General features: G+C 43.0%; 19 protein-coding genes and 2 pseudogenes. 18 read left to right on the top strand and 3 right to left on the bottom strand.

Annotation, left to right across the window (positions count from 1 at the left end; all coding sequences use genetic code 11):
• Positions 1 to 3: 3 nt before the first annotated feature.
• From sprA to LRS05_RS15175, 12 genes and pseudogenes are all read left to right on the top strand, one after another.
• Positions 4 to 7,315 (top strand): annotated as a pseudogene (sprA, locus tag LRS05_RS15230) (cell surface protein SprA).
• Between the two features lie 60 nt (positions 7,316 to 7,375).
• On the top strand, positions 7,376 to 7,756 hold the full coding sequence (gene gcvH, locus LRS05_RS15225; protein ID WP_257869096.1) for a glycine cleavage system protein GcvH: 381 nt from the start codon (positions 7,376 to 7,378) through the stop codon (positions 7,754 to 7,756).
• Complete coding sequence (locus LRS05_RS15220) at positions 7,746 to 8,117, top strand: VanZ family protein (protein WP_257869095.1); 372 nt, start codon at positions 7,746 to 7,748, stop codon at positions 8,115 to 8,117. Before gcvH ends, LRS05_RS15220 begins: the two co-directional genes overlap by 11 nt.
• Before the next feature lie 34 nt (positions 8,118 to 8,151).
• Positions 8,152 to 8,895, top strand: a complete 744-nt coding sequence (gene deoC / locus LRS05_RS15215) for a deoxyribose-phosphate aldolase (protein ID WP_257869094.1) — start codon at positions 8,152 to 8,154, stop codon at positions 8,893 to 8,895.
• A 242-nt stretch (positions 8,896 to 9,137) separates the two neighbouring features.
• Positions 9,138 to 10,040 carry a heme o synthase gene (cyoE, locus tag LRS05_RS15210; protein ID WP_257869285.1) on the top strand — a complete coding sequence of 301 codons (903 nt, stop codon included), beginning with the start codon at positions 9,138 to 9,140 and terminating at the stop codon, positions 10,038 to 10,040.
• A gap of 3 nt (positions 10,041 to 10,043) precedes the next feature.
• Positions 10,044 to 10,622 carry a cytochrome c oxidase subunit 3 gene (locus LRS05_RS15205; RefSeq protein WP_257869093.1) on the top strand — a complete coding sequence of 193 codons (579 nt, stop codon included), beginning with the start codon at positions 10,044 to 10,046 and terminating at the stop codon, positions 10,620 to 10,622.
• A 45-nt stretch (positions 10,623 to 10,667) separates the two neighbouring features.
• Positions 10,668 to 11,649: pseudogene (locus LRS05_RS15200) on the top strand (cytochrome c oxidase subunit 3).
• A 22-nt stretch (positions 11,650 to 11,671) separates the two neighbouring features.
• On the top strand, positions 11,672 to 12,022 hold the full coding sequence (locus tag LRS05_RS15195) for a cytochrome C oxidase subunit IV family protein (RefSeq protein ID WP_257869092.1): 351 nt from the start codon (positions 11,672 to 11,674) through the stop codon (positions 12,020 to 12,022).
• Between the two features lie 356 nt (positions 12,023 to 12,378).
• The gene (locus tag LRS05_RS17375; RefSeq protein ID WP_308224949.1) at positions 12,379 to 12,750 is read left to right on the top strand and encodes a hypothetical protein; all 372 of its coding nucleotides are present in this window, start codon (positions 12,379 to 12,381) and stop codon (positions 12,748 to 12,750) included.
• Positions 12,751 to 13,467 carry an SCO family protein gene (locus tag LRS05_RS15185; RefSeq protein WP_257869091.1) on the top strand — a complete coding sequence of 239 codons (717 nt, stop codon included), beginning with the start codon at positions 12,751 to 12,753 and terminating at the stop codon, positions 13,465 to 13,467.
• A complete protein-coding gene (locus tag LRS05_RS15180) occupies positions 13,467 to 14,054 on the top strand; it encodes a DUF420 domain-containing protein (protein ID WP_257869090.1) in 588 nt (195 codons plus the stop codon). Before LRS05_RS15185 ends, LRS05_RS15180 begins: the two co-directional genes overlap by 1 nt.
• On the top strand, positions 14,054 to 14,287 hold the full coding sequence (locus tag LRS05_RS15175; RefSeq protein WP_257869089.1) for a hypothetical protein: 234 nt from the start codon (positions 14,054 to 14,056) through the stop codon (positions 14,285 to 14,287). Before LRS05_RS15180 ends, LRS05_RS15175 begins: the two co-directional genes overlap by 1 nt.
• Here LRS05_RS15175 and LRS05_RS15170 read toward each other — a convergent pair whose 3' ends face one another.
• Positions 14,288 to 15,679, bottom strand: a complete 1,392-nt coding sequence (locus tag LRS05_RS15170) for a DUF4403 family protein (protein WP_257869088.1) — start codon at positions 15,677 to 15,679, stop codon at positions 14,288 to 14,290.
• A gap of 109 nt (positions 15,680 to 15,788) precedes the next feature.
• Here LRS05_RS15170 and LRS05_RS15165 point away from each other — a divergent pair, with 109 nt between their 5' ends.
• The 4 genes from LRS05_RS15165 to LRS05_RS15150 all read left to right on the top strand — a co-directional run bounded on the left by LRS05_RS15165 (position 15,789) and on the right by LRS05_RS15150 (position 19,882).
• Positions 15,789 to 17,228: a TolC family protein gene (locus tag LRS05_RS15165; protein ID WP_257869087.1), complete on the top strand. Its 1,440-nt coding sequence runs from the start codon at positions 15,789 to 15,791 to the stop codon at positions 17,226 to 17,228.
• Between the two features lie 2 nt (positions 17,229 to 17,230).
• A complete protein-coding gene (locus LRS05_RS15160) occupies positions 17,231 to 18,517 on the top strand; it encodes an efflux RND transporter periplasmic adaptor subunit (protein ID WP_257869086.1) in 1,287 nt (428 codons plus the stop codon).
• Positions 18,517 to 19,176 (top strand): tRNA (adenosine(37)-N6)-threonylcarbamoyltransferase complex dimerization subunit type 1 TsaB, encoded by a 660-nt coding sequence (gene tsaB, locus LRS05_RS15155; RefSeq protein ID WP_257869085.1) that lies wholly within the window; start codon positions 18,517 to 18,519, stop codon positions 19,174 to 19,176. Before LRS05_RS15160 ends, tsaB begins: the two co-directional genes overlap by 1 nt.
• Before the next feature lie 163 nt (positions 19,177 to 19,339).
• Positions 19,340 to 19,882 (top strand): hypothetical protein, encoded by a 543-nt coding sequence (locus LRS05_RS15150; protein ID WP_257869084.1) that lies wholly within the window; start codon positions 19,340 to 19,342, stop codon positions 19,880 to 19,882.
• Between the two features lie 52 nt (positions 19,883 to 19,934).
• On the opposite strand, the gene LRS05_RS15145 is transcribed toward LRS05_RS15150, so the two are convergent.
• Entirely contained in the window at positions 19,935 to 20,768 is an 834-nt protein-coding gene (locus LRS05_RS15145; RefSeq protein ID WP_257869083.1) for a mechanosensitive ion channel family protein, read from the bottom strand.
• 3 nt (positions 20,769 to 20,771) lie between these two features.
• A complete protein-coding gene (locus tag LRS05_RS15140; protein ID WP_257869082.1) occupies positions 20,772 to 22,793 on the bottom strand; it encodes a thioredoxin domain-containing protein in 2,022 nt (673 codons plus the stop codon).
• Positions 22,794 to 23,144: 351 nt separating this feature from the next.
• Here LRS05_RS15140 and LRS05_RS15135 point away from each other — a divergent pair, with 351 nt between their 5' ends.
• Together LRS05_RS15135 and LRS05_RS15130 are read left to right on the top strand one after the other, a co-directional pair.
• Entirely contained in the window at positions 23,145 to 23,639 is a 495-nt protein-coding gene (locus tag LRS05_RS15135; RefSeq protein ID WP_257869081.1) for a hypothetical protein, read from the top strand.
• 3 nt (positions 23,640 to 23,642) lie between these two features.
• Entirely contained in the window at positions 23,643 to 26,864 is a 3,222-nt protein-coding gene (locus tag LRS05_RS15130; RefSeq protein ID WP_257869080.1) for a T9SS-dependent choice-of-anchor J family protein, read from the top strand.
• The last annotated feature ends 19 nt before the right edge of the window (positions 26,865 to 26,883 follow it).

Raw genomic sequence — 26,883 nt, 5'->3', positions numbered from 1 at the left:
TTCATGGGGATGACTATGCAGGCGCAGGTTGATGAAGAAGAAGAGGCCGCACAAAAAGCCCAGGATACGGTAAAAGGTTATACCAATGGGCAGGTGAATATTGGCAATCCGCGGAGTATTGTTGAGGCATATACTTATGACCCCAATACCAACCGCTACATTTACACTGAAACTTTTGATGGTTTCAACATTACATACCCAATAATCTTAACTCCCGAGCAATACGAAGAGCTTGTACTGCGTGAATCTATGCGTGATTATTTCCAGGAAAAATCAAGCGCGATGGATGGGCAAAAGGCAGGCAGTGAAGCCGCACAGAAAAACTTGCTTCCGCGATATTACGTCAACTCCGGGTTTTTTGAGACGATATTCGGAGGTAATACTATAGATGTGAAACCTACAGGTTCCGTTGAGCTTGATCTCGGTATCCGTTATACCAAGCAGGATAACCCATCGCTTTCGCCTCGAAACAGGCGGACTTTTACGTTTGATTTTGACCAGCGTATCAGCATGAGTCTTCAGGGTAAAGTAGGTACAAGGCTTGCAGTAACTGCCAATTACGATACTGAGTCTACTTTTGCATTCCAGAATCTTATCAAGCTTGAATATACCCCGACAGAAGATGATATCCTACAGAAAATTGAAGTGGGTAACGTAAGTTTCCCGCTTTCAAATTCATTAATACGTGGAGCACAGAGCCTTTTTGGCGCCAAGGTGCAAATGCAGTTTGGTAAAACCACATTCACCGGTATCTTCTCAGAACAAAAATCACAAACCAAAACCGTTACGGCACAAGGAGGAGGCACTGTTCAGGATTTCTCTATTTTTGGGCTTGACTATGATGCCGACAGGCACTTTTTCCTTTCGCAGTATTTCCGTAACCAGTATGATGCTTCCCTTAAAAACTATCCGTTTATATCAAGCCGGGTACAGATAACGCGTATTGAAGTATGGGTTACCAACAGGCAGAACAGGATAAACCCGCAGGATAATAACTCACGTAACATTCTTGCACTCCAGGATTTAGGTGAAAGCCGGATTACAAGGTCTACCATTGATGGCGATACAGGCCAGAATATTACTCCCGAGGCCGTAGGTTTTGCTAATCCTGTTGAGCCTGCCGGATTTTTTTCCAACCCGAACTTTAACTTGTTTCCCGATAATAGCAATAACGGCCTTGACCCTGAACGTATAGGCCAGCCGGGCAGTTTCCTTAGCCCGACAGTACGTGAAATTGTAACTGTTGGCAACAGCAGTTTCCCGGGCCTTACAGGTGTTGCCGAAGGGCGTGACTATTCAAAGCTTGAAAACGCACGAAAGCTTACAGCAAATGAATTTACTTATCATGCGCAGCTGGGGTACATATCGCTTAACCAAAGGCTGAGCAATGATGAAGTGCTTGCTGTTGCGTACCAGTATACCGTAGGCGACCAGGTATACCAAGTGGGTGAATTTGCCAATGATGGTGTTGATGCTACGGTTGTAGAAGGCCAGGCACCCGGCAACCCTGGTAATCCTCAACAGCCAACTAATGTTTCTACTAAGAGCCTTATCCTGAAGATGCTTAAGAGCAGCCTTGTAAATGTGGAAGAGCCTGTTTGGGACCTTATGATGAAAAACATTTACGTAATACCGGGAGCGTTCCAATTGTCTCAGGAAGACTTCAGGTTCAATATCTTGTATACCGATCCGTCTCCATTAAATTATATTACACCTGCGCCACCTGCTACATCATTGCCTGAAGGCGTGGCAGATACGCCGCTTTTGCGTGTGTTCAACGTTGACCGCCTAAACTATACCAATGACCCGCAGGAAGGCGGTGATGGTTTCTTTGACTTTGTGCCGGGCCTTACCATTGATACCCAGAACGGGCGCATGATATTTACAACGGTGGAACCTTTTGGTGAATACCTGTTTGATAGGCTTCGTACATCACCAACAGAAGATTATGATGCTGCAAACGAAATAACGTATAACCCCAACCAGCAGCGTTATGTGTACCGCAGCATGTACCAAAGCACTCAGGCGGATGCATTGCAGGATAGCGAAAAAAACAAATTCCAGCTGAGGGGCCGCTTTAAATCTACAGGGGGTGATGGTATATCGCTTGGCGCATTCAACATTCCGCAGGGCTCTGTTGTGGTTACGGCCGGTGGTCGTGTGCTTGTTGAGGGGGTTGACTATACCGTGAATTACCAGATAGGCCGTGTGCAGATACTTGACCCATCATTACAGGCATCAAACACACCCATTGAAGTGTCTGTAGAGAACAATGCAGTTTTCGGACAGCAGACACGCCGCTTCATGGGCTTTAATGTAGAGCATAAGTTTACTGATAAATTCCTTGTCGGGGCAACATTGCTCAACATGAGCGAAAGGCCTTTCACGCAAAAAACAAACTACGGGCAGGAGTCGGTTAACAATACCATATTCGGCATCAATACAATTTATTCTACAGAAGTACCTTTCTTCACAAGGCTAGTGAACAAGCTGCCGAATGTAGATACTGATGTACCTTCAAACTTCTCTTTCCGCGGCGAAGTGGCATACCTTAAGCCGGGTGCATCAAAAGCCGACCAGTTCAACGGTGAAGCTACAACCTATGTAGATGACTTTGAAGGCTCACAAACCACAATTGACATGCGTTCTGCGCAATCATGGTACCTCTCGAGCACACCGGCAAGCTTATTTGCAGGAGGCGTTCCGCCAACTAATGACCTTAGCTACGGTTACAACAGGGCAAAGCTGGCGTGGTACAGCATAGACCCCATTTTCTATACAGATGGCAACAGGCCTTCGGGTATTTCAAACGATGATATATCAAGCAACCGCACCAGGCGTATTTATTATGAAGAGCTGTATCCTGTAACGGATGTTGTGCCGGGGCAGACAACGGTTATCAATACACTAGATCTTAGCTATTTCCCGCAGGAAAGGGGGTCCGTATAACTTCAATCCTCTCGCTGCCGCTACCAATGGCTTTACTGAGGCACAGGCAGTAAATAACTGGGGGGGTATTATGCGCCCGGTAAACTCTACTAACTTTGAGCAGACAAACGTTGAGTACATACAGTTCTGGATGATGGACCCGTATGTGGGCAACCAGGGCGATGCGATAGCGGCAGATAATACAGGTTTCCTTGAAATAAACCTTGGCGAGATAAGCGAAGATATATTGAAGGATAACCGCAAGCAATATGAGAACGGCTTGCCAACAGCAGGCGGCACCCAGCCTACATTTACAACAGTATGGGGTAAGCTGCCGGTATCACAGTCGCTTATATATGCTTTTGATACAGATGGCGGTAACCGTACGGTGCAGGATGTTGGCCTTGATGGTTTGAGCGATGCTGAAGAAGCTGCGGCTTATACCGATTTTGCGGGTTATGATGACCCTGCAGGAGATAACTACCAGTTTTTCCTTGCTGCAGGCGGAAATGTGCTTGACAGGTATAAGAACTATAATGGTACACAGGGCAATTCTCCTGTTGATGTAGGCAGTGATAATCGCGGTAATACCACGCTTCCTGATACGGAAGATATTAACCGTGATAATACCATGAATACAATAGATGCCTACTACAGGTATCGTATACCTATTGCGCCAAACCAACAGGCAGGGCAGGGCTTTATTGTAGATGTTAAAGAACAGACCAGGCCGGTATCAGGCAACGCAGGTACAGGTGGAACGCCTGGACAAACGCCTGTAAGGTGGCTATTGTATAAAATTCCTATCGATGCTGCCACACACCCGGCCGTGGGAGGCATCAGCAGCATACGTTCCGTACGTTTTATGAGGCTTATAATGGATGGTTTCCGCCGAGATGTTACGCTTCGTTTCGGTGCGCTTGACCTGGTTAGGGGAGAATTCAGGAGATATGCCAACTCACTTGACCCCAATGAAGATGATGCAACCAATGCTACCAACCCGACAGGGTTTGATGCCATTGCTATAAACATTCAGGAAAACGGCGACCGCCAGCCTATACGTTATGTATCGCCTCCGGGTGTGCAGCGTGAGCAGCTGTATAACAATAATGCAATTATCAACCAGAATGAACAGGCGCTTTCACTAAGAGTATATTCAGGTGACGGCTCGTCTGATGCCGGCCTTGAGCCTGAAGATTCACGTGCGGTATTTAAAAACGTGAATGTTGATATGCGCCAGTACAAAAAGATTAGGATGTTTCTTCATGCTGAGCCGCTGCCTGACAGGGTAACTCCTGAAGTGCCGGAAATTAATGGTTTGCGCAATGATGAGATGAGCGGTTTCCTGAGGATAGGTAACGACTTTACAGATAACTTCTACCAGATTGAAAAAAGGCTGAAGATAACAGCATTCAGAGAAACCCAGCCTGAACGGATATGGCCGGCTGAAAACGAGATAACCGTACCCCTTGATGCACTTACAAGATTGAAAATTATGGTATTGCAGGGTACAGCGCCCGTGCCGCCCGATGAAAACGGTATCGTGTTTGTAAATGCCACAGACCTTGGTGTGGATGATGCCGACATGAGGATTGGTATAAGGGGTAACCCTAACTTTGGCCTTGTGCGTACGCTTATGCTGGGCGTTAAGAATAACTATATCAGAGGCGCGAGCGATGCACGCAACCTTCGCGGGGAGGTATGGTTTAATGAGCTTCGCCTTAGTGATATGGATAATAAAGGCGGTATGGCAGCTGTTGCGAGCATGGATACCAATTTTGCCGATTTTGCAACAATATCTGCCACTGGGCGTATGAGCACAATAGGCTTTGGTACGGTTGAGCAGGCGCCTAATGAGCGCAGCCGTGAAGATGTGGTACAGTATGATATCGTAACCAACTTCAGCCTGGGCAAGCTACTGCCGAAAAAGTGGGGTATTAACCTGCCATTTAACTATGGGGTGGGTGAGGAGATAATTACTCCGGAATATGACCCTTTCCAGCAGGATGTACGCCTTGACCAGCTACTGGATGTAACCCAGGATGAAGCTACACGTGAAAACCTGAGAGACAGGGCTATAGACTATACCAAGCGTACAAGCATCAATTTTATAGGAGTTAAGAAAGAACGCGGCCCTGAACAGAAGGCACATGTATATGATCCTGAAAATATTACGCTCTCGTACTCTTACAATGAGACGCAGCACCATGATTATGAGATCGAGAGCCTACTTGACCAGCAGGTAAGGGCATCGGCAGATTATAATTATACCTTCCAGCCAAAGCCGGTGGAACCTTTCAGCAAGTCGCAGTTCTTTAAAAAGAGCGGTTACTGGAAGCCGATAAGCGATTTCAACTTTAATTACCTGCCGTCAAACATCACTTTCAGCAGCAATATCCTAAGGCAGTTCAACAGGCAGCAGTTCAGGAATGTTGATGTGGAAGGTATCCCGATAAGCCCGCTGTACAGGAGAAACTATTTCTTTAATTACCAGTATGGCTTCAATTATAACGTTACAAAGGCTATTAAATTCAACTACACTGTTGCTACCAGCAATATTGTAAGGAACTACCTGGATGAAGACAACAGGCCTATTGAAGAATATACCGTATGGCAGGATTTCTGGAATACGGGAGAGGCCAATACACATGCACAGCAGTTCACGGTAAATTATGATGTGCCTATAAATAAACTGCCTGTATTCGCTTTCATAAAGCCTGTTTATACATATAGGAATACCTATAACTGGCAGCGTTCAAGCGACGCACTGGCGTTTATAGTTGATGATGGTATTGAGTACAGCCTGGGTAATACCATACAAAATGCCAATTCACACGAGCTGAACACGGCGTTCAATATGGACCTGTTCTACAAATACATAGGCCTTACTGCTAAGAAGCCGGCTGCCAAGAACGCACCGCCAAAGGCTGCACCTAAACCGGGAGAGAAAATAACATCTAACCAGGCGCCTGCAAAAGAAGGTAATATGTGGGTAAATGGGCTTATAGGCGTAGCAACCAGCGTTAAAAATATACAGGTTAAATACTCAGAAACTAATGGTACGCAGCTGCCGGGCTTCCTGCCGGGTGTAGGATTTTTGGGTACTACAAAGCCAACATTAGGGTTTGTACTTGGCAGCCAGGACGCTGATGTAAGGTATGAAGCGGCGCGAAACGGCTATCTTACAAACTATCAGGATTTCAACCAGAACTTTACACAGGTAAGGACAAGGCTGCTTAATGTAACCGCATCGGTAGACCTGTTCCCTGATTTTAAGATTGACCTTACAGCTGACCGTAATTACCAGAATAACTATAGCGAGCAGTATGATGTTGACCCAATTACAAGAGAGTATAACTCGCGCTCGCCATATGAATTTGGTAATTTCCAGATATCTACCATCCTTATTAAAACTGCTTTCAGTAAGAGTGATGTAAACAGTTCTGAAGCTTTTGACCAGATGAGGGCTAACCGTCTTGTTATTGCCGAGAGGCTTGCAGCTGAAAAGTACGGTACTACAGATTTTCCGAGATATGGTGACCCGGGTGTTGATACGGGTGAGTTTGCAACAGCAAACGCAGGTTATCCGGTAGGTTTTGGCCGCAATAGCCAGGCTGTGCTTTTACCTTCGTTCCTTGCAGCCTATTCAGGTCAAGATGCAGGCGATGTGAAAACGGGGCCTTTCCGCGATGTGCCGCTGCCTAACTGGGTGGTAAAATACACAGGGCTTATGCGTTATAAATTGTTTAAAGATACATTTAAGCGTTTTTCATTGCAAAGCGGCTACAGGGCGTCATACAACATTAACAGCTACCGCTCAAACTTTGAGTATGACCAAAACCCGAACGGCAGGGATAACGGCGGTATAGGTAACTTCTATAACAGGAACATTATATCAAATGTGAACCTTGCCGAGCAGTTTAACCCGCTTATCCGTGTAGATTTTGAAATGAAAAATTCATTTAAAATGCTTGCCGAAGTACGTAAAGACAGGACGCTTAACATGAGTTTTGACAATAACCTGCTTACTGAGGTGAAGGGTAACGAATACATCATGGAATTTGGCTACAGGTTTAAAGATGTTGTGATAAACTCACGGCTGGCCGATAACCCTACCAATACCATTAAGAGTGATATTGACATGAAACTGAATTTTTCATGGAGGCAAAATGAAACAATAGTGCGCTACCTTGATTATGATAATAACCAGCTTGGCGGCGGGCAGGACATATGGTCTATTAAGTTTACGGCGCAGTATGCCTTCAGCAAAAACCTTTCAGCCATATTCTATTATGACCATTCTTTCTCTAAAGCAGTTATATCAACAGCCTACCCGCTTACAAACATAAGGTCGGGCTTTACGCTGAGATATAATTTTGGAAATTAATAATAATTAAAGCTTTTCGGATTTTTTATAAAAACATACATTTGCTAAAAACAAACTAACATGAATATACCGGCTGAACTAAAGTACACTAAAGACCACGAATGGGTAAAGATTGATGGCGATACAGCCACCGTAGGCATTACAGATTTTGCACAGCGCGAGCTTGGCGACATTGTATACGTTGAGGTTGAAACGCTTGACCAGACACTTAATAAAGATGAAGTTTTTGGTACGGTTGAAGCTGTGAAGACAGTGAGTGATCTGTTCCTGCCACTATCGGGAGAAATTATTGAGTTTAACGACTCTCTTGAATCTAGCCCTGAAACGGTAAACAGCGACCCTTACGGTGATGGCTGGATGGTAAAAGTAAAGATATCTGATAGTTCTGAAATTAATGAGCTGCTTAGCAGTGATCAATATAAAGAACTAATTGGCGCTTAATAAATATTTCTGGCCGGCTGCTATCTGGACTGCCATTATCACGGTGGCATGTATGGTAAGCATGGATACATTTAGCGAGGCTGATTCAATATTTTCTTTACCGAATAAAGATAAGCTGCTTCACGGCGTGTTTTATTTTGGCTTTACTGTATTGTGGGTATTGTTTTTCAGGACAAGGCCTATGGTAAAAAAGCCTATACTGCTTGGATTTATCTTTGCGGTTGTTTACGGTATAATCATTGAAATTTGCCAGGCCTTTTTTACAACTAACCGAAGCGGCGATGTTTTAGATGCGCTTGCCAATACTATGGGTGCGGCAGTGGCAGTAATAGTATTAAGAATGCTTTTCACCAAAAGATAATATAATCCCTCTCAGGAGGGATTCTTTTTTAATTATGGATATTAGGCAATATTTAGATTCAACATACCTTAAAACAGCACAGCAGGCAGGCTTATCGGACGCTGAAAATGTAGAAGTAGTTAAAGCTGCAGTGGCAGAAGCTATTGAAGAAAATTTTAAGCTTATCATGATCCGGCCTGATATGGTGGCAATAGCTAAGCAAATGATTAATGATGCAAAATCACATGTTCTGGTGGGGACAGTGATAGATTTTCCGGAAGGTAAATCTCCTTTGGAAGAAAAACTTGCCGAAGCTGAAAAGGCTATTGCAGAAGGCGCTGATGATCTTGACTTTGTAATTGACTATACAGCATTTAAAGCAGGCAACATTGCTGAAGTAAAGCAGCAGGTTGTAGCATGTACACGCCTGGGCAGAAAACATGGTAAGATAGTGAAGTGGATAATAGAAACTGCCGCACTTGATGATCATGAAATTGTTCAGCTGAGTGCGCTAATTAAAAACTGTGTAATCACTCACCTTTGTGAGGACGATTACAATCATGTGTTCGTAAAATCATCAACCGGATTTTATAAAACAGAAAACGGTAAGCCAAACGGAGCTACTGTTGCAGCCATAAAGTTAATGCTTGAAAATTCTTTCCCTTTGCCGGTGAAAGCTTCAGGAGGTGTGAGGAGCTATGAGGAAGCTGTTGAGATGATACAGCTTGGCGTGAAGCGTATAGGCACATCATCTGCAAAAGCTATTGCGGCTGGAGAAGCGGCCTCAGGAGGATATTAAAAGCAGAAAAGCCTCCCGTCAGGAAGGCTTCTCTTTCATAGCAATTTTTCGCGATTTTTCTTTTTCGCAGCAATTTAAATAAACAACCTTATGACTGGTTATATACATAAGATGCGAAAACTGAAAAAGGTTGCGTGAAAAAATAAAAAAAATCTTTTTTTATTTTTAGACACCTTGTTTTTTGCTTGCATTGCATTTTACAAGTATCTTTGCGCCGGCTAAGAAATACAATGAAAATTACCTTGGACGCTTCGCAAAACCCATCTCACTCTAAATCGTTTTTTACTGATTTTGTTGCAATTACAAAAGCAAGGCTGGCCATCAGCGTTGTATTTTCGTCTGCGGCAGGATATCTTCTTGGCACTTCAGATGAACATCCTTTTAGCTGGGTAACATTCATCATGCTCGTTTTAGGTGGCTATTGCATGGTTGGGGCTTCAAATGTTTTCAACCAGATAATTGAAAAAGACCTTGACGCCTTGATGGACAGGACAAAAAACCGCCCTGTGCCTTCAGGTAAAATGTCGGTACGTACGGCCTTTATTTTTGGCGGAATCCTTACGCTTGCAGGCCTTGCCATACTGTACAGCATTAACCCAAAAACGGCCATGTTTGGTGCGGTATCTATATTCTTATACACCAGCATATATACCCCGCTAAAGACAATCACCCCGCTTTCTGTATTTGTAGGCGCTTTCCCGGGCGCAATACCTTTTATGCTGGGCTGGGTTGCGGCTACAGATTATTTTGGTATTGAGGCCGGTACGCTTTTCCTTATACAATTCTTCTGGCAGTTCCCTCACTTTTGGGCTATTGGCTGGTTTTTGTATGATGACTATAAGAAAGCCGGATTCTTTATGCTGCCAACCGGCAAAAAAGATAAAAAAACTGCATTGCAGACTATACTTTATACAGTATGGCTTATTATAGCATCATTACTGCCTGCTACCGGGTATACAGGAGACCTGAAACTGAGTCTTGTTTCGGCGGGGCTTGTATTGCTGGCAGGGCTCTGGATGCTTGTGTATGCCGTAAAATTGTATAATAAAATGGATGGCCCGGCCGCACGGAAGCTTATGCTGGTGAGCGTAAGCTACATATCGCTGCTGCAGGTTATATATGTGTTAGATAAATTTATTAGATAAGATATGGAAATGTCAATTGCTGAACATAACGAGAGAAAAGCAAAAACATACAAGATGCTGCTTTGGTTTGGAATGGTGAGTATGTTTATGATGTTTGCCGGCCTAACCAGTGCCTATGTGGTTAGTACTACACGCCGTGACTGGCTTAATGATTTTAAGCTGCCAGATGCCTTTATAATCAGTACGGTTGTTATAGTGCTTAGCAGTATTACTTTTCACATGGCAAAAACAGCTATGAAAAAAGGTAACAGGAGCAACACAACTGCTATGCTGCTTGCAACATTGGTATTAGGGATTGCTTTTGTAGCAGCCCAGTTTTACGGTTTCAGCCAGGTTGTTGAAAGCGGATTTTACTTTACAGGCTCTGAGAGTACCGTGACTACGTCATTCCTTTACATTGTAACGATAATGCACCTTGCCCACCTGTTTGCCGGAATTATTGTACTGCTTGTTGTAATTTATAATCATTTTAAACAAAAATACACTCCTGCACAAACCCTTGGTATAGAACTGGGTGCAATGTTTTGGCACTTTCTTGATATTTTGTGGATTTACCTGTTTTTGTTTTTTTATTTCTATTAAAAGAAAAAAATGTAAATTTGAAAACTTTTTAACTAATAACACTATATGGCAGCGACTGTTACTACTACAGCTACTACTACAGGCAAAACATGGGGCGGCGGAAACGAGCCGATGGGAGCCAGCTACGGCAAGATGATGATGTGGTTCTTCATCGTGTCTGATGCGCTTACATTCTCAGGTTTCCTTGCTTCTTACGGTTTCTCAAGGTTTAAATTTATTGAGACATGGCCAATTGCCGATGAGGTTTTTAACCACTTCCCGTTCATGCACGGTGTTGATGCGCCGATGTATTATGTGGCGTTAATGACATTCATCCTTATCTTCTCATCAGTAACCATGGTACTTGCGGTTGACGCCGGCCACCAGATGAAGAAAACAAAAGTTGCCATTTATATGTTCCTTACCATTATTGGAGGTTTAATATTCGTGGGCTCACAGGCATGGGAATGGAAAAACTTTATAAAGGGTGAGTACGGTGCAGTAGAAACAATGGGTGGTAATATCCTGCAGTTTGTAGATACAAATGGTAATAGGGTAAAGCTTGCTGATTTTGCAGCCGACCTGCCAAGTACATCTGTTGAAAAACAAAGAAGTAACGGTGTGTGGTTTGCCGAGGGTGGAACGATGCCTACGGTAAGCCTTGAAGAGGTTGTAGAAGGCTTTAAGGCTAATCCGAACATCCTTGTAAGGATTGAAAAACTTGATGCGCATAAAAAGAAAAACCATCCTTAGCCGCGAAGAATCTCTTAAAAGGCTTGAAGATGCAACAATGGTTGTAGAAGGCGCTAACCTTATACGCAATGAATATGGGCATAAGCTGTTTGCTAACTTCTTCTTTTTCATAACAGGTTTCCACGGTTTCCACGTATTCTCAGGTGTGCTTATTAATATCCTGATATTCTTCAATGTGCTTTTAGGTACTTATGAAAAGAGGAAGAGTTATGAAATGGTTGAGAAAGTTGGTCTTTACTGGCACTTTGTAGACCTTGTGTGGGTATTTGTATTCACTTTCTTCTACCTTGTTTAATTAAAAAATACGCTGTAGCATCATGGCACATACACACGAATCAAACACAAAAAGGATCTGGCTTGTTTTCGGTTTCCTTTCATTAATAACAATTGTAGAGGTTATATTGGGTATCATTAAGCCCGAGTCGCTTTACATGACCAACTTCCTTCGCATGAGCCTGCTTAACTGGATATTCATCATCCTTACGCTGGTAAAAGCCTACTACATTATGTGGGCGTTCATGCACCTTGAAGGAGAAAAGGCAAACTTCAGATGGTCAATAGTGGCGCCTCTTGTTTTCCTTATTCTTTATCTTATACTTATAATACTGATAGAAGGTGATTATATATTCGAAGTGTTTAAGAACTCTCATTATAAATGGATGTTCTAATTAGCACATTAATTATAAAAAAGACGGTTATTCAACCGTCTTTTTTTATTTTTGCACTGTAATTTTTCCATCATGAAAAAGTCGCTTGTACTTTTTGTTTTATTTGCCCTTCCTATTGTTGCTTACCTCTTTTTGCATCGGGCGTAAACCAGTTTGCGAAGCTTCCTGTTGTTACCCAAAATATTAAAGAATTACCTGAAAGCACATCGCTTTCGGGGCAAAAAATCCGGCTTAAAGGCAAGATTACCATATTAGGCTTCCCGGGTACGGCTATTGTTTACAACCAGGGTAACGCCTTTAACCTTGATCAGAAGATATATAACAAAAACCGTGAGTTTGAAGATTTCCAGGTAGTGATGCTGGCGCCTAAGGGAAGTGAAGCACAGGCTCAGGAAGTTGTGGAAAAGCTAAGCCAGATAAGCAATATGTCGCGCTGGCACTATGTTTTTGCTGAGCCGGATGCAATAAAGGCATATTATGACTCGCTTAACCTTGTAGGCAAGCTTGATGAAAAACTCGGGACGCCAAATGTTTTCATCATTGACAAGAACCTTAACCTGCGCGGAAGAAAAGGAGCTAACAAGAAGGGGGAGATAGAGTATAAAGAAGGGTACAATACCATTTCGGCTGCTGACCTGCACAACGAGATGGGCGATGATGTAAAAGTTATACTGGCAGAGTATAGGCTCGCTCTTAAAAAGTACGGCAAAACCAAAAGACAGATTTAAATGAAGAACAAATCATACATTGGCATTTCATTTATAATCCTGGTGTTCGGCATACTTACAATCCCTAAAATTGTAGACCGGATTAAGAATGAAGATGTAGTTAAGAATGACCGCCTTAATGTGGTACAGGGCAAGCAGAGTGATTTGTTTACCGTTGGCAAAGCCCCTTTTTTCCGCCTCACAAATCAGGACGGGAAGACTATCACGCATGAGTTTTATAAAGGCAAGGTGTACGTGGTTGAATTCTTTTTCGCAACATGCCCATCTATCTGTCCTGTGATGAACCAAAACATGCTGTATATACAGGAAAGCTACAATGCCTATAAAGATTTCGGTATAGCATCAATAACCATTGACCCGGCTAATGATACAGCGCAAGCGTTGAAAGCACATGCGCAGCAATTGGGTGCGGTTTCCCCAAACTGGAATTTCCTTACAGGCGATAAAGACTACATTTATAAACTGGCCAATAAAGGTTTTAAGATATACGCAGGCGAAAACAAGCAGGCGGCAGGCGGGTTTGAGCACAGCGGCCTTTTTGCCCTCATTGATAAATACGGAAATATACGCTGCCGTACCAAAAACGGAAACCCGATTATGTATTACTCGGGGTTGAATTATGCCGATAAAGATGGTATGGAAGAAGACCTTAGCGGTAAGTACAGGCCCGGCGTGGAAGCATTAAAAGAAGACATAAAGAAATTACTTGAAGAATAATGGATACTCAAAATACTACCGAGGCAAAGTATAACAAATGGATAGTGGTATTGTCAATTGCCATACCACTTGTGGTAGCGCTATTGTTTACTGTTAACTTACATGACTTGGGTTATGATGTAAAGCCCCTTACTTTTCTTCCGCCGATATATGCAGGCATAAATGCAGTTACAGCTATAGTTTTGGTAACGGCAGTAATGGTGGTAAGAAGAGGTAATCGCACATTACATGAAAAACTGATGAAGTTTGCAATATTCCTTTCTGTATGTTTCCTTGCCATGTATGTAGCGTACCACATGACAAGCATTGAGACTAAGTTTGGAGATATCAACGGTAATCTTATAGTTGATGAAGCCGAGAAAGCAAAAACAGGCTATGTGCGCTACCTGTATTACTTTATACTTCTTACGCATATTTTGCTAAGTATCGTTATCATCCCATTTGTGCTTATAACGTATGTTCGGGGCATTGCAGGCAGTTTTGAGCGGCATAAAAAGATTGCCCGCATAACTTACCCAATGTGGCTGTATGTAGCTGTTACAGGTGTTATTGTGTATATTATGATCTCGCCTTATTACATTCACTAATGAAAAAGCTTCTCATAATATTATTTTTACTTATTGCCTCAGTTACTGCTAATGCCCAGTGTGCTATGTGCCGTGCTGCGCTTGAAAACAGTAATGGGCCAATAAAGGCTGAAGGCGTTAATGACGGCATTATGTACCTTATGGTGTTCCCGTACCTTTTGATTGGCCTGGTGGGCTATGCAATTTACCGTACGCGTAAAAAGAAAAAAGCAAAACAAGAAGAGGTGGCTTAATTATTTCATGCCATCAACCTTTACATCCATTGTTCCTGATGTTTTGATAAATGCGATAATGGCATTATTGGTAAGCTGCACCTTTTCAAAATCAAGTTCGCCCAGTTTTCCATTTATAAATATTCCCGGCATGGGTGAATAATTCTTCAGGTATGGCAGCAGGTTGTTGCGCCCTTCTTCCAGATTGGGTTTTATAGAATAGCGGCAGCTTTCCTGAATTTTTTTCAATACCATTCCTTCAGCAAGCCAGTTGGCGGTCCTCATCAAAACACTTTTGGTGTCCAGCACATAATCCATCTGGTCAAAATAAATTTCCTTTGTAACCGCATTGTAGTTGGGGTAACCGGTAAGGTAGATAGTCCCGTTAATACTGCCTGTCATATCAAGCGCAATGATCATCTTGTTGTCTTTTTGCCACAGGTCAACTTTTTGTACAGTAACCTTCCTGCTGCCAGATGAAAACTCTTTCCCTTGGAAATTTTTAGTCAATACTTTTGATGCGCTTTCATAGGTTGAGACAGCAGCCACAACTACATTCAGCTTATCAGGCATTTCTTTTACAGGCTTTAAGACAATAGCATTGCGGTTAAAGCTACTCTTCGGCTGCTGGCCAATGGTTGTCTGCATACTGCACTTAAGGCCCATATTCATGGTTACCTGGTTTTTGCCCAGTTTTGCATCGGTAACATAAAGCTCTTGCGGATTCAGCGCAAACCAGGCCTCATATTGCGGGCTGGTAAGCATGGGTGCGCTCAGTTTTTCGAGTGCGTCAAGTACCTGTGGCTTGAAATCCACTGCTTTAGAGAGTGCCTGGTCAAGCCTGGTTTCAATTTTTGATTTGAAAAGCTTTATCGCAGGGTTTATCACGTAGGTAATCATCACTTTCTTACCGGCAATTGTAACTGTTGGGCTTTCCTGCCACTCCAGGTTTTCAATTTGTGTTTCAGTATTCAGCTTCCAGTTTACAAGGCCAACGTTGCTCTTGAAGGTCACAATGGCGTTCAGGTCAAACTCGCGGGTATCATACATATCAATACCCATGGCTGATGTTCCGTACTTAACTTTCGCGTTTATTTTTACAGGAACTACCGAAATCAGTCTGCCGTTTTCTTCATTCAGTCTTATCGGTGCAGTTTTCCACACCTTCATGGCAATCTTGTCATCCTCTACATTGTTATCTTCATACATCAGGCCCGGAAATGCCTTGTTCAGCTGACCTTCAACATCTGCAAGGGCAATGGTAACCGGCATATTGATGAAAGATGTTGCGCTTTCAAAGGCCACAGGGGCATTATTGCTTGGTTCGGGCTTTAGCGCTTCGATTTTTTTGCCGTACTGGCACATCCATATATTATAATTGCAGATAGCAATAAAATAATCTTTTTCATACAAAGTTATTACGGTGTAAAATTATGATTTATTGTAACATATTCAATGGTTAAAAGTCTTATGCTGTAGTGTTGGATTAATTTATACCTTTGTAACACTTTGAATTTTTCACATGAAGATTAAAGCGCTCTTTTTACTGGCAGTGGCATTGTTAGCCGGCCTGCCGTCATTTTCCCAGGCTAAAAAATGGTCTTTGGAAGAATGCATTGAGTTTGCGATGAAAAAAAATATCTCCATCCAGCTGTCTATGCTTGATGAGAAACTGGCAAAAGTTGACAGAAAAGACGCTATCGGCGCTTACTTGCCCTCAGCTACTGCACAGGCATCACACTCGTGGAACGTGGGGCTTAACCAGAACATTACCACGGGTTTGCTCGAGAACCAGACCACACAGTTTACATCAGCGGGGCTAAATGTAGGGGTTGACATTTACAACGGCATGCAGAACTACCACCGTGCCCGACGTGCCAGCCTTTCTATTATCGCAGCACAATACCGCCTTACAAAAATGCGTGAAGATGTGGCGCTTAATGTTGCAAATGCCTACCTGCAGATACTCTTCAACAAAGAGAATCTTAAGGTGCAGCAGCAACAGCTTGAAATTGACAGGCAGCAGCAGGCGCGTGTACAAGACCTTGTTGATGCAGGCTCTGTACCGGCAGGCGATTTGCTTGATGTAAAAGCCACCGTTGCCACAGATCTTCAGAAAACCATACAGGCTGAGAATGCACTGCTTATCTCAAAACTTTCTCTTGCACAATTGATGCAGCTTGAAAATTTTCAGGATTTTGATACCGAAGACAGCGACTACCCTCTCGACACAACCGGGATTATGAACGAGTCTCCGTCAACCATATATGAAAAAGCACGTAATGAACGGACCGAGGTAAAAATTGCCAAAGCCGATGTAGAGGTTGCCGAGCGTGATATACTCCTGGCGAAGGGGGCTTTTCAGCCAAGGCTTCAAGGTTTTTATAGCTTTAACACACGTGCTGCCTATGCCGACAGGATAGTGGATTACCAGCAAAGCGTAAGCACCCCGTTCAGGCCTATTGGTACTGTGGGCAGTACCGGTGAACTGGTTTTTACTGAAAATTTTGTGCCGATACTAGGCCGTCCTGAATCAATATGGAGGCAGTTTGATGATAATAAAGGGCATAGCTTCGGGCTTTCACTTAATATACCAATACTTAACGGGCTTGCGGTACGAAACAATGTTGAGCGCCGCAAGATAGCGCTTGACCGTTCTAAGATAACGCTTACACAAGAAGAAGTAAATCTTGAAACCAACGTGTATACTGCTTACACCGATGCGCAGGGTGCACAAAAAGCCTACGAGGCTGCCATTGCAATGAGCGAGGCGCGTGAAGGTGCGCTAAACTATGCACGTGAGCGTTATGAAGTTGGCCTTATTAATATTTTTGACCTGAACCAGGCGCAGACACTTTCGGTAAATGCTAAAAGTGAGGTGCTTCGAACAAAATACGATTATATATTCCGGATGAAGATACTTGAGTTTTACTTTGGTGTCCCAATCTATAATAAGCAATAACCATGTCTAAAAAAACGCTTTACTACCTGCTGGGCGGCATAGTGGCCGTAATAATATTACTTGTTGTACTTAAGAAAACAGGTGCAATCGGCAATAACGACACCGGCCTTCAGGTTGAGACTTCTATTGTGAAAGAAATAGCGCTTACCGAAGTGGTGAGCGCCACGGGCAAGGTACAGCCTGAAGTAGAGGTTAAAATATCATCTGAAGTATCGGGTGAAATTATTGAGCTGCCGATAAAGGAAGGGCAGGCTGTTAAAAGAGGCCAGCTGCTGGTGCGTGTAAATCCTGACCTGTACCAAAGTGGAGTGAGCCGCAGCGCTGCATCATTATCTACTGCAAAGGCAGGGCTTAGCCAGGCTGATGCGCAGCTTAAAGAGGCAAAGGCAAACTATGACCGTAACAAAAAGCTGCTTGAAAAAGGTGTTATCTCAAAATCTGAATGGGATAAGATAACATCAGCTTATGAAGTGGCGCAGGCTAACAAGCAGTCGGCTTACTTTAGTGTACAGAGTGCGGGTGCAACGGTGACTGAAGCGCGCGATAACCTGAACAGGACTACAATATACTCTCCGGTTGACGGAACCATTTCTAAGCTTGACGCCGAACTTGGCGAAAGGGTAGTGGGTACGCAGCAAATGGCCGGTACCGAAATTCTTCGCGTGGCTGACCTTAACAACATGGAGGTAGAGGTTGATGTGAATGAAAACGACATTGTGAAAATAGAAATTGGCGATGAAGCCGAAATTGAAGTGGATGCTTACCTGCGCCGCAAGTTTAAAGGCGTGGTTACCGGTATATCTAACTCTGCCAATGCTGCTCAAACTGCCGACCAGGTAACAAACTTTAAGGTTAAGGTGCGCATACTTAAGGATAGCTATGCAGATATGACTAAAGGCAAACCTGCAAACTTCTCACCTTTCCGTCCGGGTATGACTGCTACGGTAGACATCATTACCGAGAGGAAGGAAAATATCATTGCTGTGCCGATAAGTTCAGTTGTTGTGAAGACAGATACATCTGCCACAAAAAAGCCTGCAACAGATACTCCTAAGCCTGAAAACAAAGAAAATGCCGTGGCCGAAAAGAAATACGAATGCGTATTTGTGAAGGTTGGCGATAAAGCAGAGTTGCGCGTAGTAACCACGGGTATACAGGACAATACCAATATTGAAGTGCTTAAAGGCGTGAAAAAAGGCGATGAAGTGATAACCGGGCCATATACGCTGGTGTCAAAAGAGCTGAAGCCGGGGGACAAAGTAAAAAAGCAGGGAGAGGCTAAAAAGTAATGGCATACATACTCAATCTTGAAACGGCAACCCGTAATTGTTCTGTAAGCCTTGCAAAAGATGGTAAAACCATTGCATTGAAAGAGTATGCAGGTGAAGGCTATACCCATGCTGAAAAACTGCACGTATTTATAGAAGATGTTCTTAAGGAAGCTGGTGTTGATTACAAAAGTTTAAATGCCGTTGCCGTAAGTATGGGGCCGGGTTCTTATACCGGGCTGCGCATAGGCGTTTCAGCTGCAAAAGGGCTTTGCTATGCGCTAAATATTCCGCTGATAGCTGTTGATACCCTTGAGGTGCTCGCTCACGCCATATCGCCTGAAAATGGCTCTATCATTCCGATGATTGATGCCCGCAGGATGGAAGCTTATACTGCAGCTTTTAGTCATAGTCACACTAAAATCAGGGATACGGAAGCAGAGATAATTACTGAAGACAGTTTTGCCGGATTTGATGGCCCGCTTCACCTGGTTGGTGACGGAGCTGCCAAATGTAAAGCCTTGCTGACAGCCAATAAGTTCATTTACCATGATGAGATTCTTTTTCCGTCGGCGGCACAAATGGGTGTTTTATCATACGCCGGATATAAAAATAGCGACACTGTAGATGTCGCTTATTTTGAACCTTACTACCTGAAAGATTTCATTGCGGGGAAGTAGTGTCTCCTTTTTTACTAAATTCGACAGATATATTCCACAAAGACATAAGTTAGATGCTGAGAACGGGATTTTAAGCCCTTGACGGCCGTAATGCGGATGTGACGGATTTTAAATAATCATCAATGACGTGAACCGAATTTTAATGTATTTTAAATAGTTTTATATGAAAAAAATACTACTTATCTGCTTTTTAATAATTATAAATGGATATGCGGTTGGTCAAAATGTATCTGTTTTAGATCAAAAAAATGGCTTTAAAACATTAAAGTTTGGAACTGTTAGAGCCGATATAAAGGATTTAAAGTTTTTAAAAACGGAATATGGTGTTAGTTACTATCTATTAGAACCACAGACATTAGATTTATATTATGTATTTGAAGTTCATTTTCATAAAATAATTTTAGGGTTTAAGAATGACAAACTAATGTTAATAGCATTATCTAAAACTGAAAATTTTAATGACCCTTCATCCTCAAATGTTCTAATTGAAGACTTAAAATATCTGCATCATTCATTCTGTAAAACAATTGGAGAATCTGAATATATTAAAGAAGATTCAGGCGATATTTACCACAGATGGTATGGCGAAACATGTAAGCTAAGCCTAAGCAGGATACGAGGTAAAGGCGGCATTGATGGTGAGGGAAATCCTTTTATTGATGTTACGCTCCAAGTTATATTTAATTCATACATAGAAGTTTCCTAAATCTGGTTTTTAAAATTCCTTTTACCTGAAAGATTTTATTGCGGGGAAATAGCTAAGCTTTAGGATCGCCCGGTAGGTTTTTAATGTGAAGGTCACGCTGCGGGAATGGCAGTTCAATACCTTCGCGCTCAAATGCTAACTTAACCTTTTCATAAAAATCTGAAACCAGCTGAATGTAATTTGGCCTTTCAGCCCACATAAATACAACAACGTCAATACCGCTTTCCCCTAAAGTCCTTACTTCGGTTCTCGGTGCAGGATCTTTTAAAACCCGTGGGTCTTCGTTGGCAATCTTCATAATTGCATCTTTTACCTGTTGCAGGTTGCTTGAGTAGGCTACACTAATTACAATTTCTGTACGTCTCAATGGCTCTTGGGAGAAATTTTTAATAGTACCGTTTGAGAGTGCACCGTTTGGCAAATATATTACCTGGTTGTTTGGTGTAATGATGCGTGTACTGAATATCTGGATACTGTTTACCGTGCCGGCCTGCCCCTGAGCTTCTATATAATCTCCTACCCTGAACGGTTTGAACATAACGATAAGCAGTCCGCCTGCAAAGTTGGAAAGCGAGCCCTGCAACGATAAGCCTATTGCTAAACCTGCGGCTCCAATAGCTGCCACAAATGATGTGGTTTCAACACCCAGCTTGCCAATAACGCTTATGATAAGCAGTACCCGGAATATCCAGGTGAAAACATCCATTACGAATTTGAGCAGGGTAGGATCGAAGTCGCGCTCGGTCATCAGCCTTTTCAATACACGCCTGAAAAGCTTGATGATAAGTAAACCAATGATGAGCGTTATGGCCGCAACAACAACCTTGGGAGCATACTCAACCGTCATGGCATTGAGCTTATCCCAGTAATAATCAATCTCTTTCATACATTATAATTTCTGTAACTGCGCCAGGGCTTCTGCCTGTGCTGAAACCGGCAGGTTACAGGCTTTGTTTTCGCAAACATAAAACATTAGGCCGTTATTGGCAAACCTGTCGTGCAGGAATGGAATTGTAGATGCCGCATCTGAACCTGCAACGGCAACATGCGGCAAATATTCACTGTTTATTTGCCTTACAGTTTCAAAAGCCCCTTCTCCTGTAACTGCAAGTTCTTTGCTTCCCGGCAGGAAACTGAGCCATAGCTCCATCCAGTTAGCGAAGGCTGAAGGATAATCAAGCCCGGGTTTGATGTGCAGCAGCATGGTGCGGGCCATTTCTTCGTAATGCGTGTTGCCATAAAATGTTCCCAGCTTTTTCAGTACAATTGCCATTACCGAGTTTGATGCCGGAATCACGTTGTCTTCAATTTCATAATGCGGCGCGATAAGCTGCTCCCCATCAAGCTGGGTATAGCTGAGGAAAGGCTGCTTGCCATCATAAAAATGGTCAAGAGCATAATCAGCCAGTTGCTTTGCCGCCGAGAGCCACTCTTCATTAAGCGTGGCTTCATATAAAGTAATAAGCGCATCAGCGGCATTGGCATAATCTTCAAGGAAGCCGCTTATCTTTGCAGTATCTTTTTTATATGTTCGCAGCAGGCTCCCATCTTCCTGCCACATGGTATTGAGTAAGAATTGCGCATTACTCTCAGCAGCATTTCTGTATTCCTCGTTACCCAACGCCTTGTATGCATCGGCATAGCCTTTCAGCATGAGGGCATTCCATGAAGTGAGGGTTTTATCGTCAAGGCGCGGGCGCGGGCGTTTTTCCCTTTCTGTAAACAGCAGTTTTTCCCATTGCTGTTTCTTACTTTTTAATTGCTCAAGGGTAAGCCCGGTTATTTCTGCCAGTTCTTTCAGCGGTTCTACTTGTATGAGTACATACTTGCCGTTTTCCCAAAATCCTATCTCATTTATATTAAAAACCTCTGCAAAAACCTCAAAGTCAGTACCCAGAAGGTCGCAGAGTTCCTGTTTTTCCCAAACGTAGAAGGCGCCTTCTTCAAGATGGCCCGCCATATCAAGGCTGTCGGCATCCAAGGCTGAATAAAACGCACCATTGGGCAATGTCTGCTCTCTTTTAATGTAACCGTGTGTTTTTTCAATCACCTCCTTGTACAAAGGATTTTTGGTACGGCGGTAGGCCTGGGCATAGAGGCTCATGAGCTGCCCATTGTCATACAGCATTTTCTCAAAATGCGGCACATGCCACTTCATATCAACCGAATAGCGGGAGAAGCCGCCGCCCAATACGTCAAACAGCCCGCCGTGTGCCATACGTGTAAGCGTAAGGTCAGTAAATTCCAGAAGCTGCGGTACGTTATACCTGTAGCCGTAATGCTGAAGGAAGATGTAATTAACCGGCATCATAAACTTCGGCGCCCGGGCATATCCGCCAAACTCCCAGTCAAAGCTTTTCATCCATTTTTTTATAAGCGGTTCAATGGCTTCAACACCCGGTAAGTCATCTTTTGCAGGTAATACCGGCAGGCTTATTGCCTGAAGGCCATCATGCAGTTTTGAAGCGTACTCTTCCATTTTTGAAGGATCTCGTTCAAAAAGTTCCTGTAGCTGCGTGAGTGCGTTTATCCAGTCGTTTTTCCTGAAGTAAGTGCCGCCCCATACCGGCCTTCCGTCAGGCAGCAGCACCACATTCATGGGCCAGCCACCCTGGTTTGTCATGAGCTGCACAGCTTTCATGTATGTTGCATCAACATCAGGGCGCTCTTCACGGTCAACCTTTATCGAGATATAGTGCTCGTTCATAACAGCTGCTACCTCTTCATCTTCAAAGCTTTCATGTTCCATAACATGGCACCAGTGACAGGCAGAATAGCCTACACTCAGCACCATGAGCTTGTTTGAGGTTTTAGCTTCGGCAAGGGTTTTGTCGCTCCATGCTTTCCAGAAAATGGGGTTATTGGCGTGTTGCAGCAGGTATGGGCTGGTTTCAAGAGATAGTTCATTCATGTGCTAAATTTAAGAAACAGCCGGTAGCATTCAAAGGTGTTTGTGATTTATAAAAGAATGTGTTAAAGAAATCATAATAGCTGCACACCCATCCTTTACGTTTTAAGTTTAAAAACGGCAGTCGCAAGAAAAATAATTGGGCTCAATCATAGTAGTACTATCGCATTATTGGTGCATTGTCAGGTAAGTTTTTTAAAGCCAGGCAGTTCCATTATGTGTTGATAAATCCTAATTTATAATAGTTATAAATTACACACCTCTGAAGTACTTTGTGATAATTGTTTTATCTACATTTTTTGTATTAAAACTTTAATAACTTAGTCACTGCAAACAAAAATCTGACAAATGATTATGAAAAAAATTACAATTTTTTTGTGTCTACTGGCGGGGTATCTGATACCTTCCTACGGGCAATGTACAAGTGAAGATTTGTACCCCTCAACGCCTGCCACATCTGATAATTCAGGGGTGGCACAACAAATCTCTGACTGCGTTTATGCCGGAGATTATTCTGTTATCAACGGCCTCACCGTAGGCGGAGATTACAAATTTACATGTACCTGGAATGATGATACATCCGTTCACAGGTATCTTACAGTGAAAGACGCTGATGATAACGTGATTGCCCACGGTATTTCGCCGCTAACGGTAAATGACATCACAGCTTCAAGCATCAGGCTGCACTACAGTATAGATGCAGATTGCGGAACTGATACGGAATGTTCTACCGCTACTATACTTACAGTTTTGTCTTGCCCGCTGCCATTAAATGCGCAGCTTTCGGCCGTTACAACAACAGGCGCATCTTTTACATGGACGCAAGGCGGCAGTGAAACGGCATGGTAGGTATTGGTACTTGGCGAAAACGAAGATGCACCAACTTCTTCTACATCAGGAACTCAGGTATTGACAACTGCTGCCTGGACAACTACAGTGCCGCTTGCTGTTGGAACTGGATATAAGTTTTATGTAAGGTCTGATTGTGGTTCAGAATACAGCCCATGGGGAGGGCCGTATAACTTTTCAACCGCATGCACTTCAGTTGCAGCCTTTACGCAGAATTTTGAAACAACTGCTTTAGAAGAAGTGCCTGAATGCTGGACAGCACTGCTTGTAGGAGCTTCAAATTATGCTTTTATAGAGACAGGAGATTTTATGGGATACCAAAGCACTAATTCCATCCAACTTGCCAACGCTGACTCTGCACCTACAGCAAATATAATGTTGGTGTCACCACCGCTTTCAACAATGACTACCGGCACACACCGTGTTAAATTCAATACTGTTGGTTACGGAGACGGTGAGATCGAAGTAGGTACTGTAAATAGCCAGACACCAAACGCTACTTTTACACTAAAGGAAACCGTTCCTGTTTCTAACACATATACAGAAGCAGTTGTTGATTTTTCTGATTATACAGGGACAGATACTTATCTTGCTTTCCGTCACCCAAATGTGTCAACCTACAATCCTGTTTTTCTTGACAACATAAGATGGGAACTATCACCTTTATGTCCTGATGTTACCGCACTTACAGTTGATGGCGTAACTACTACATCAGGATCTGTGAGCTGGACACCGGGCGGCGCAGAAACACAATGGGATGTTGTTTATGCTGAACAATCTGTAAGTGACCCTACAGGCCTTAACCCAATTGTACCTGCACCAACAGGTACACCTGCGGCTACCATACCGGGCCTTACACCAAACACTGCTTATAATGCATGGGTGCGCTCTGTATGCGGTGGTACAGATGGAGACGGCGCTTGGATTGGCCCAATTACTTTTAGAACAGCTTGCCTGGCCGTAAATGCAATCAGTGAAAACTTTACATCTACTCCAACAGGTGAAATGCCTGATTGCTGGGCAGCAATATTTGATGGTGAAGATGTGTCTCAGTACGCTTATATAGAAGTTTCAGGCGGATCTGGTGTTGAGGGCGGAAAAGGCCTGAGACTGTATAATAATGACTCTGGCAGCGACTCTAATATTATAGCAGTAATGCCAAATCTCGGCAACTTATCTGCCGGTACACACCGCCTTAAGTTTATGGCCCGTACAGATGGTACATCAAGCCTTGAAGTAGGTACTTTAAGCTCTGCAACCAATGGTACTACATTTACCAGCATGGAATCAATTGACCTTACGGGTACTTATACTGAATATGTTGTTGACTTTACCGGGTATACAGGTACTGATACCTTTATTGGCCTTAGATATGCCGGTAACATCACTTATACCGGAATAAATATTGATAATGTAAGGTGGGAAGTTGCACCTGCATGTGCTGATGTAACTGATATAGAAATACATACAATAACTACATCTTCTGCAGAAGTATTTTGGATTGCCAATGGCGGTGAGTCTGCATGGGATGTTGTATATGGCCCGGCAACGGCTACAGATCCTTCAGCACTTACGCCGATATCGCCTGCGCCATCAGTTAGCCCGGGTGCATCTATAAGCGGGCTTAGTCCGAATACCTCTTATAATGTATGGGTACGTTCTGCCTGTGGCGGCACAATTGGTGACGGTGCATGGATTGGTCCGGTTACTTTCACAACTGCATGCTTACCTGTAGCCACATTTAATGAAGATTTTGATACTACAAATACTGATGAGCTTCCTGGTTGCTGGTCAGCCATAGTTTCAGGTGACACGGTTTCACAATATGCCTATGTTGAAACAACAAGCGGAGCATCAGTATCAGGTGAAAATTCAGTTGAAATTTATGTATCCGACTCAGGCGAAGAAGACTATGTGATGCTTGTATCTCCAAACCTTAGTACACTCGGCGCAGGAACACACAGGCTTAAATTCCAATCGTATATTTATAACGGCGGTACACTTGAAATAGGTACATTAAACGGTAATACAGATACTGCAACATTTACAGTATACGATCAAATAACAATTGGTGATGAATTTGATGAATATGTTGTAGACTTTACAAACTATACCGGTACTGACACCTACATTGGTATAAGGAATATAACAGGAACCTACAGCTCTGCATATCTTGATGATATTAAATGGGAAGTTATGCCACTATGTGCAGATGTTGATGATATATATGTTGATGGTATAACTACTGCCACTGCAAACGTAAACTGGACAGCAGGCGGCAGCGAAAGCGGATGGCAGGTAGCCTATGGACCTGTAAGTACAATTGACCCAGCTACACTTACTCCAAGCCCGGTTCAACCTGTAACTACATATACTCTACCAAGCCTTACAGATAATACTGCTTATAAGGTATGGGTACGTTCTGTATGTGGTGGCACAGATGGTAACGGTGCCTGGATAGGCCCGGTTACATTCACAACATTATGTGTTGCGGGCACTGTGCCTTACACAGAAAACTTTGAAAGTGCTGTAACACCTGCACTTGCCGGATGTATGACATCTTTTAATGCTGGTGAAGGTAATAACTGGGCAACAGAAAATAATCCTGGTTATGGCTTTACAAATAAAGTTGCATCGTATTCTTATAATTCAGATTATGCTGCCGATGCATGGTTATTTACCCGTGGCCTTCAGCTTACAGCAGGAGAATCGTATAAGATTTCATACAAGTATGGTAACAACAGTGAAGATACCTATACTGAAAAAATGAAAGTGATGTATGGCCTTAGCCCTGATGTAGACGGTATGACAATTGACCTGGCTGACCACCCCGAAATTACAGGAGCAGCCGCCACAGTAAATGAGGTAACATTTACTGCTCCTACAACAGGTACCTATTATTTCGGTTTCCATGCTTATTCAGATGCAAACGAATATGACCTGTATCTTGATGATATTGCTATAGATGCAGCATTAGGCACTGCACCGATACAAGCAGGTGTATTTACATATTACCCTAACCCTGTAAAAGATGTGTTGAAACTGTCATATACAAGCGAAATTACAAATGTTACGGTTTACAACCTTCTTGGGCAGGCAGTAATAAATACTGCTATCAACCAAAATGAAGCATCAATTGATATGTCACGCCTGCCTGCAGGTAATTATATAGTAAAAGTTTCGGCAGATGCTATGAATAAGACAATCAAAATTATAAAAGACTAACTTTATTAGTCTATCTCAA

The sequence above is a fragment of the Flavobacterium sp. J372 genome (assembly GCF_024699965.1).
Lineage (GTDB): Bacteria > Bacteroidota > Bacteroidia > Flavobacteriales > Flavobacteriaceae > Flavobacterium.
Note: the sequence above shows the minus strand (reverse complement) of the source record. Positions and strands in the feature narration are given on the sequence as shown.